Here is a 6,923-nt window from a genome sequence, read left to right as displayed (position 1 = left end):
ACCTTCGGCGCGATCATCCTCTGGGCCCTGCTCGGGCGCTCGCGCAACGCCTGAGCGGCCCGGCGGCTCAGCGGCCCCGCGGCGCCTTCTTCGCGGCGGCGGCCGGCTTCTTCTTGGCCGGCGCCGCCTTGACGGCCTTGACGGGCGCCGTCTTGCGCGCCGTCGCCACGGCCTTCCTGCGCGGCGCGGCCCGGCGCTCGCGCGCGGGCGCCACGGCAGGCTTTTCCGCCGGCGCCGGCGCGGCCTCCTGCATCAGCGCCATCAGCCTGCGGTGCTCGGCCAGCAGGTGGTCGCCGATCTCGTTCACGTCCGGCACCGCGCGGCGGCAGGCGATCAGGCCGTAGTCGAGCCGGCCGTTGTAGCTCTGCAGCGTGATGTTGAGCGCGGTGCCGTGGCTGGCGATGGACACCGGGTAGTAGCTGGTGACCAGGGCGCCGGCGAAGTACATGGGGAAGGGCGCGCCCTGCACGTTGGAGACGGCCACGTTGGCGGCCGGCGGCAGCATGTTGACCAGCCCCGAGCGGCCGACGACGGAGGCCATGCCCGACATCAGCCAGGGCGCGGCGAACATCGGGAAGTCGTCCAGGATCACCGCCTTGAACCTGTTCATGGTCGACTTGGACTGGGTGGAGGACTGGTTGATCGCCTTCAGCCGCTCCACCGGGTCCTGCAGGTCGGAGGCCAGGCTGACCAGGATCATGCTGGCCTGGTTGTTGGCCGTGTCGTCGCCGGCCTCGCGCAGGCTCACCGGCACCGCCGCCACCATCGATTCGGCGGGCAGCTCGCTGCCCGCCTTGAGGTACTGGCGCAGCGCGCCGGAGACGGTGGCCAGCACCACGTCGTTGAGCGTCACGCCGAAGTGCCTGGCGATGGCCTTGGTCTCGGCCAGCGGGATGGTGCGGCCGGCGAAGGCGCGCTGGTTGGTGATGGAGACGTTGAAGGGCGTGCGCGGCGCCGTCAGGTTGTAGCGCCGGGCCAGCGCGCGCGGGTCCAGCTCGCGCGGCAGCTCCTGCGGCGCGGCGGCCAGGTCGGCCAGCGCCTTGCCCAGGGCCGGCAGCATCTTGTAGAGCTTGACGTACTGGGCGGCGGTGTTGCGCAGGGCGGCCGAGGCGAGTTCGGCCATGCCGAGCTGGTAGCCGCTGCGGCGCGGCTTGCGGCGCGGCGGCCTCACCACGCGGCCGGCGGGCTCCAGGTCGAAGATCGCCTTGCCCACCTCCACGCCGGCCTGGCCGTCGATGCCGGCATGGTGCACCTTGGTGTAGAGCGCCACCTCGCCGCTCTTGAGGCCGTCGATGATGTAGAACTCCCACAGCGGCCGGCTGCGGTCGATCAGCGAGGAGTGCAGCCGCGCCACGTACTGCTGGAGCTGCCGGTTGGTGCCGGGCTTGGGCAGCGTGATGTGGCGCACGTGGTAGTCGACGTCGATGTCGTCGTCGTCCACCCACACCGGGTTGGACAGGTCGAAGGGCATCAGCGCGAGCTTGCGCGTGAACACGTCGGCCAGGTGGATGCGGCCGGCCATGAAGGCCTTGGCGTCCTCGTAGAAGTCGCCCTGGTAGCCCTTGGGCAGTTGCAGCACGTTGAGCGAGCCCACGTGCATGGGCATCTCGGGCGTCTCGAAATGCAGGAAGGTGGCGTCCAGGCCACTGAGGTGTTTCACGCGGTGCCTCCGTCTCGTCGTGCTGGTGTGGACCGCGGCGTCTGCAGTCATGCAGCGCGGGCCGCGTGGCCTTTGTACAGCGGCCGGCCGGGGCGCCACCTCCGCGTAAACGCGGGGGCCGCTGCACGGCACGGGAGCGGAAGGGAAGGGCGCCGCGCGGTCAGCGGCCCGAGGGCAGGTCGGCGGCGATGGTGTCCGGGTCGGCCGCGACCGCGTGCACGGCATAGATGCCGGCCGGGCGCCCGCCCAGGCGCACGTCGACCCGCTCAAAATAGGACATCAGGCTGCTGGCGGCGTCGTGCAGGCAGTCGGCGATGCTCTCGAAGAAGTCCGGGCACGGATGGCCGGGCTGGCCCGGCTGGCCGGGGGCGCGGAGGCTGTAGGTGTAGACGCCGGGCCGCACCGGCCGCAGGTCCAGGATCGGGTTCATGCTCGTTCTTCTCCCTGATGTGCGCACTGCCGCAGCCCCCCGCGCAGGATGAGGGCCGCGGCGCAGGCGCTAGTCTGCACCAGAGATGAACACTTTCGGCGTAGGACGCACGCCACAGCAACGACTTGTGCACAGCAACATGAAGGTTTGCCCACTACTGCCGCCTTTGGCGGCCTGAATTGCAACGCAGTGCAACACCTGTGGCCTGGCGCTGCGCCACCGGCGCGCACGGCGGAAGCGGCGGGCCGGCCCGTTAGACTCGCACGCTTTGCGGCCGCGGTCCTGCGCGGCTTTCTGCAGCCTTCTTCCTCCCCTTTTCGATGACCGATGCATCCGCCGCGCGCAGCCGCGCGGTGTTCGAGTTCAAGAGCGCCACGCTGCCGCTGATCGCGGTGATCCTGAAGACCGCCGACCTGGCGGTGCTGACCGCGGCGCTCGACGTGCAACTGGCGGACTCGCCCGATTTCTTCGAGCAGGAGCCGGTGGTGATCGACCTCTCGCAGCTGCCGGAAGACGAGGCCCGGGCCGCCATCGACTTCGCCGCGCTGCGCCGCATCCTGGCGCGCCACCAGACGCAGCCGGTGGCGGTGCGCGGCGCCACCGAAGCGCAGGCGCAGGCCGCTCGCGCGGCGGGCCTGGCGATCGCGGCCATGCCGGTGGCGCCGCCGGCGCGCCCGGCCGAGGCACCCAGCCCGGCGCCGCAGATCGTGCGCGAGGTGCCGGTGCCGCAGGGCGGCACGCTGCTGATCGACCGGCCGCTGCGCTCGGGCCAGCAGGTGTACGCGCGCGGCGGCGACGTGATCGTGACCGAGGTGGTGAACTTCGGCGCCGAGGTGATCGCCGACGGCCACATCCACGTGTACGCGCCGCTGCGCGGCAAGGCCATCGCCGGCGCGCGGGGCAACACGGAGGCGCGCATCTTCACCACCTGCCTGGAGGCGCAGCTGGTGGCGATCGCGGGCATCTACCGCACCTCCGAAGTGGCGCTTCCGGCGGCGGTGGCGGGCAAATCCGCACAGATCCGGCTGGCCGACGACAAGCTGCTGATGGAACCCATCGCGGGCTGAACGACACTTCCGACCGACACACAAGACAAGGCAACAAGGATTTCAGGCAAATGACCAAGATCGTGGTGGTGACCTCGGGCAAGGGCGGCGTCGGCAAGACGACCACCAGCGCCAGCTTTTCGTCGGGCCTGGCGCTGGCGGGCAAGAAGACGGCCGTGATCGACTTCGACGTCGGCCTGCGCAACCTGGACCTGATCATGGGCTGCGAGCGGCGCGTGGTGTACGACTTCGTGAACGTGATCCAGGGCGAGGCCAACCTCAAGCAGGCGCTGATCAAGGACAAGCAGCTCGACAACCTGTTCGTGCTGGCCGCCTCGCAGACGCGCGACAAGGAAGCGCTGACGCAGGAAGGCGTCGAGAAGGTGCTGAACGAGCTGCGCGGGATGGAGTTCGACTACATCGTCTGCGACTCGCCCGCCGGCATCGAGACCGGCGCGCTGATGGCGATGCACTTCGCGGACGAGGCGCTGATCGTGACCAACCCCGAGGTCTCGTCGGTGCGCGACTCCGACCGCATCCTCGGCATGCTCGGCTCCAAGACCAAGCGCGCCAAGGACGGCGCCGAGCCGATCAAGGAGCACCTGCTGATCACCCGCTACAACCCCAACCGGGTGGCCGACGGCCAGATGCTCTCGCTGGAGGACATCCAGGACATCCTGCGCATCAAGCTGATCGGCGTGATCCCCGAGTCCGAGTCGGTGCTGCAGGCCTCCAACCAGGGCGTGCCGGCGATCCACGACAAGGAGACCGAGGTGGCGCAGGCCTACAGCGACGTGGTGGCGCGCTTTCTCGGCGAAGACCGGCCGCTGCGCTTCATCGAGGCGGAAAAGCCCGGCTTCTTCAAGCGCCTGTTCGGGAGGTAAGGGCCATGTCCTTTCTCTCCTTCCTGCTCGGCGAGAAGAAGAAGACGGCCAGCGTCGCCAAGGAGCGGCTGCAGATCATCCTGGCGCACGAGCGCGGCAGCCTGGGCTCGCGCCGCCCGAACTACCTGCCCGAGCTGCAGCGCGAGCTGGTGGCCGTGATCTCCAAGTACGTGTCGATCAAGCCCGAGGACATCAAGGTCAACCTGGAGAAGCAGGACGACCTGGAGGTGCTGGAGGTGAAGATCGAGCTGCCCGAGGCCGCGCCGGCCCGCTGACGCCGGCGCTCAGACGGCCGCGACGAAGCGCACCACCGCCTCGAGCACGGGGCCGTCGCGCAGCATGCGGCGATGGCCCAGACCGCGGGTCTCGTGCATCCGCGCACCAGCGATGGCGCCGGCGAACGCCAGCCCGTCCGCGAAGGCGTTGACGCGGTCGTCCCGGTCATGCACCACCAGCGTCGGCTGCGCGACGCGCGGGCCGACGGCACGCGGCTCGAACTGCGACATCAGCACCCCCTCGCGTCCTTCCACGACGTCCTGCAGCCCGGCGCGCGTGCGTTCGCTCAGGGCGAAGGCCTGCGCGAAGTAGCGCGTGTAGTCGCGCGGCGAGGCGGGCGGCGCCAGCAGGACCAGGCGCCCCGTCGGCAGGCCCCGCGCCGCCGCCCACGCCGCGGCATTGGCGCCCAGCGAGTGGGCCAGCACCGCCCTCAGCGCAGCGCCGCGTTCCGCCTCGAGCCGCGCCGCCGCATAGCCGATCGCGCGCCCGAACTGCGGCAGATTGCTGGTGCGGCCGGTGCTGCGGCCGTGGGCCGGCAGGTCCAGCAGCACGGGCGCCATCCCCGCCGCAGCCAGCCGGGCCGCCAGCGGCAGCATCTGCCCTGCGTGCCCACCCCAGCCATGCGCCAGCAGCACGGCCGGCGCCTGCGCATCGCCTGCTTCGGGGATGTAGACGACGAGGCTGCCGTCCTCGAAAGGCCAGTGCACGCGGCGCCAGCCCGCCTGCGGCCACTGGTGGCGCTGCAGGCGGCGCGGCGGCAGGGGCGTGCAGAACAGGCGCGTGGCGGCGCGCACCGCCAGCGCCGGCCAGAACCGCTGCGAGGCGCCGAGGCCCCAGCGCGCCATCCGCGTGACTGCGCCGGCCTGGGCGTAGAAGGCCGAGGCCGGGCTGGAGGAAGAAGCATCGACGCCGTTCATGCCGCGCTCCTCAGTACCAGCACCATGCCTGGTTGTCGCGCGGCAGCGCCGCGAGCGTGTCGCGCACCGCTTCGACGAGACGCCGCAGCGCGAGCGCGGCGGATCCGAGGACGAGGAGGCAGAGCATGAAGGCGATCATGGGATTCTCCAGTTAGCGCACGGTTGTGCGAAATTCAGATGAAGATGAACGAAGGCGCTGTGGCGTCGGACTGATTCAGGCCCGGTGGCTCTTCACCAGGCGCCGCCAAGAGGCGGCGGCATGGGCGGCGGCGTTCGGGTCGCGCAGGAAGCGGGCGTCGTGCAGCAGCGTCATGACGACGCCGTTCAGCTCGCTGGCGACCTCGGCCGGATCGGTGTCCGCACGCAGTTCGCCGGTGTCGATGGCCTGCTGCACCGTGCGGCGCAGCGCGGCGCGCCAGCGGATGATCTCGGCGTGGAGATGGTCGCGCAGCGGCCCGTCGCGGTCGTCCAGCTCGAAGGCGCCGGCCATGTAGATGCACCCGGCGTGCGTCTCGACGTCACGGGTGCGCGCGATCCATCGCCGGGCGATGTCCTCCAGCCGCGCCAGGCCCTTGGGCTTCTGCATGGCGGGCGCGAAGACCTCGGCGACGAAGCGGCGGCCGTACTCGTCGATGACGGCCTTCTGCAGGGCCTCGCGCGAGCCGGCGCGGGAGAACACCCCGCTCTTGGACAGCCCCAGCCGGTCGGCCACGGCCTGCAGGGTCAGCGCCTCCAGGCCCTCGGCCGCGACGAGATCGAGCGCGGCGCCGACGATGGCGGCACGGGTCATCTCGCTTTTTTGCGTTCGGGCATCCATGGACCTAATTTAGCACAGTCGTCTGAAAATTGCCCGCGCTAGGCGCGAAGCCTTGTACGCGGTATCGTCACCGGCGCTATCTATCCACCCAACCAACGACCAGGAGACTTGGCATGGCCACTCGCAAGACCACCGGCGCGGATGACAAGCGCGGCGCGGGCTCAAACCCCGCAGCCGACATGCAGGAGGCGTTCACCCAGTCGCTCAAGGGCATCACGGACCGGATGCAGGACCTGAACCTCACGGGCACCGCGGCCGCGCTGCTGGAGAACGGCCGCAAGGACATCGAGGCGCTGGTGGAGGCCAACAAGCGCTCCTACCAGGGGCTGCAGACCGTGGTGCAGCGTCAGACGGAGATGCTGCGCAACTCCGTCACCGAATGGCAGGAGGCGATGAAGGGCCTGCCGGGCCAGGACATGAGCGCGAACCTGTCCAAGCTCGACGAGATGGGCAAGGCCGCCTTCCAGCAGGCGCTCAACGACATCCGCGAGCTGGCCGACGTGGCGGCGAAGTCGCAGGCCGAGGCCTTCGAGATCGTGCGCAAACGCGTCAGCGACAACGTGGAACAGGTCACCCAGCTCCTGCAGCAGGGCAGCGGCAGGAAGAAGTAGCGGACGCAGGCAGGCGGCCCCGCGGGCCGGCCTTCACCGGGGCCGCAGCAGCTTGCCGGTGGACGAGGCGCGCGCGAGCACGCCGCCGTCGACGTCCATGAGCTGCGCCTCCAGGAAGACCACGCTGCCGCCCCAGCGCAGCACGCGGGCCTCGGCCTCCACCGGGGCGACGCCGACGCGCTCCAGGAAGCTGACCTTCAGCTCCAGCGAGGCGAGCCGCACCTGCGCGTCGCGGGCGGCCACGGCGAAGGCCATCGCGTTGTCCAGCCAGGCGGTGACGAA

General features: G+C 70.6%; 10 protein-coding genes. 4 read left to right on the top strand and 6 right to left on the bottom strand.

Translation table 11 applies throughout. From position 1 onward, the window contains the following. Positions 1 to 67: 67 nt before the first annotated feature. Both ACIY1X_RS18535 and ACIY1X_RS18530 read right to left on the bottom strand, forming a co-directional pair. Positions 68 to 1,660 carry a wax ester/triacylglycerol synthase family O-acyltransferase gene (locus ACIY1X_RS18535; protein ID WP_399683289.1) on the bottom strand — a complete coding sequence of 531 codons (1,593 nt, stop codon included), beginning with the start codon at positions 1,658 to 1,660 and terminating at the stop codon, positions 68 to 70. 160 nt (positions 1,661 to 1,820) lie between these two features. Next, positions 1,821 to 2,090 (bottom strand): hypothetical protein, encoded by a 270-nt coding sequence (locus tag ACIY1X_RS18530; RefSeq protein ID WP_399683287.1) that lies wholly within the window; start codon positions 2,088 to 2,090, stop codon positions 1,821 to 1,823. 320 nt (positions 2,091 to 2,410) lie between these two features. Here ACIY1X_RS18530 and minC point away from each other — a divergent pair, with 320 nt between their 5' ends. The 3 genes from minC to minE are packed head-to-tail and all read left to right on the top strand — an operon-like array spanning position 2,411 to position 4,295. Then, positions 2,411 to 3,157: a septum site-determining protein MinC gene (minC, locus tag ACIY1X_RS18525; RefSeq protein ID WP_399683284.1), complete on the top strand. Its 747-nt coding sequence runs from the start codon at positions 2,411 to 2,413 to the stop codon at positions 3,155 to 3,157. Positions 3,158 to 3,207: 50 nt separating this feature from the next. Continuing rightward, positions 3,208 to 4,020: a septum site-determining protein MinD gene (minD, locus tag ACIY1X_RS18520; RefSeq protein ID WP_038202579.1), complete on the top strand. Its 813-nt coding sequence runs from the start codon at positions 3,208 to 3,210 to the stop codon at positions 4,018 to 4,020. Between the two features lie 5 nt (positions 4,021 to 4,025). Further along, positions 4,026 to 4,295 (top strand): cell division topological specificity factor MinE, encoded by a 270-nt coding sequence (gene minE, locus ACIY1X_RS18515; RefSeq protein ID WP_038202576.1) that lies wholly within the window; start codon positions 4,026 to 4,028, stop codon positions 4,293 to 4,295. 9 nt (positions 4,296 to 4,304) lie between these two features. Here the strand turns inward: minE and ACIY1X_RS18510 are convergent, their stop codons facing one another. The 3 genes from ACIY1X_RS18510 to ACIY1X_RS18500 all read right to left on the bottom strand — a co-directional run bounded on the left by ACIY1X_RS18510 (position 4,305) and on the right by ACIY1X_RS18500 (position 6,030). After that, positions 4,305 to 5,213 carry an alpha/beta hydrolase gene (locus tag ACIY1X_RS18510; protein ID WP_399683281.1) on the bottom strand — a complete coding sequence of 303 codons (909 nt, stop codon included), beginning with the start codon at positions 5,211 to 5,213 and terminating at the stop codon, positions 4,305 to 4,307. Between the two features lie 10 nt (positions 5,214 to 5,223). Beyond that, positions 5,224 to 5,352, bottom strand: a complete 129-nt coding sequence (locus tag ACIY1X_RS18505; protein ID WP_281173391.1) for a hypothetical protein — start codon at positions 5,350 to 5,352, stop codon at positions 5,224 to 5,226. A gap of 75 nt (positions 5,353 to 5,427) precedes the next feature. Beyond that, positions 5,428 to 6,030 carry a TetR/AcrR family transcriptional regulator gene (locus ACIY1X_RS18500; RefSeq protein ID WP_399683279.1) on the bottom strand — a complete coding sequence of 201 codons (603 nt, stop codon included), beginning with the start codon at positions 6,028 to 6,030 and terminating at the stop codon, positions 5,428 to 5,430. A 113-nt stretch (positions 6,031 to 6,143) separates the two neighbouring features. Here ACIY1X_RS18500 and phaP point away from each other — a divergent pair, with 113 nt between their 5' ends. Continuing rightward, complete coding sequence (phaP, locus tag ACIY1X_RS18495) at positions 6,144 to 6,641, top strand: TIGR01841 family phasin (RefSeq protein WP_399683277.1); 498 nt, start codon at positions 6,144 to 6,146, stop codon at positions 6,639 to 6,641. Between the two features lie 33 nt (positions 6,642 to 6,674). Here phaP and ACIY1X_RS18490 read toward each other — a convergent pair. Beyond that, a partial coding sequence (locus ACIY1X_RS18490; RefSeq protein ID WP_399683274.1) for a PaaI family thioesterase occupies positions 6,675 to 6,923 on the bottom strand: 249 nt, incomplete at its 5' end.

Source organism: Xenophilus sp. (assembly GCF_044462705.1).
In the GTDB taxonomy this organism is placed as follows: Bacteria; Pseudomonadota; Gammaproteobacteria; order Burkholderiales; family Burkholderiaceae_C; genus Xenophilus; species Xenophilus azovorans.
This window is presented reverse-complemented; position numbering and strand designations above follow the sequence as displayed.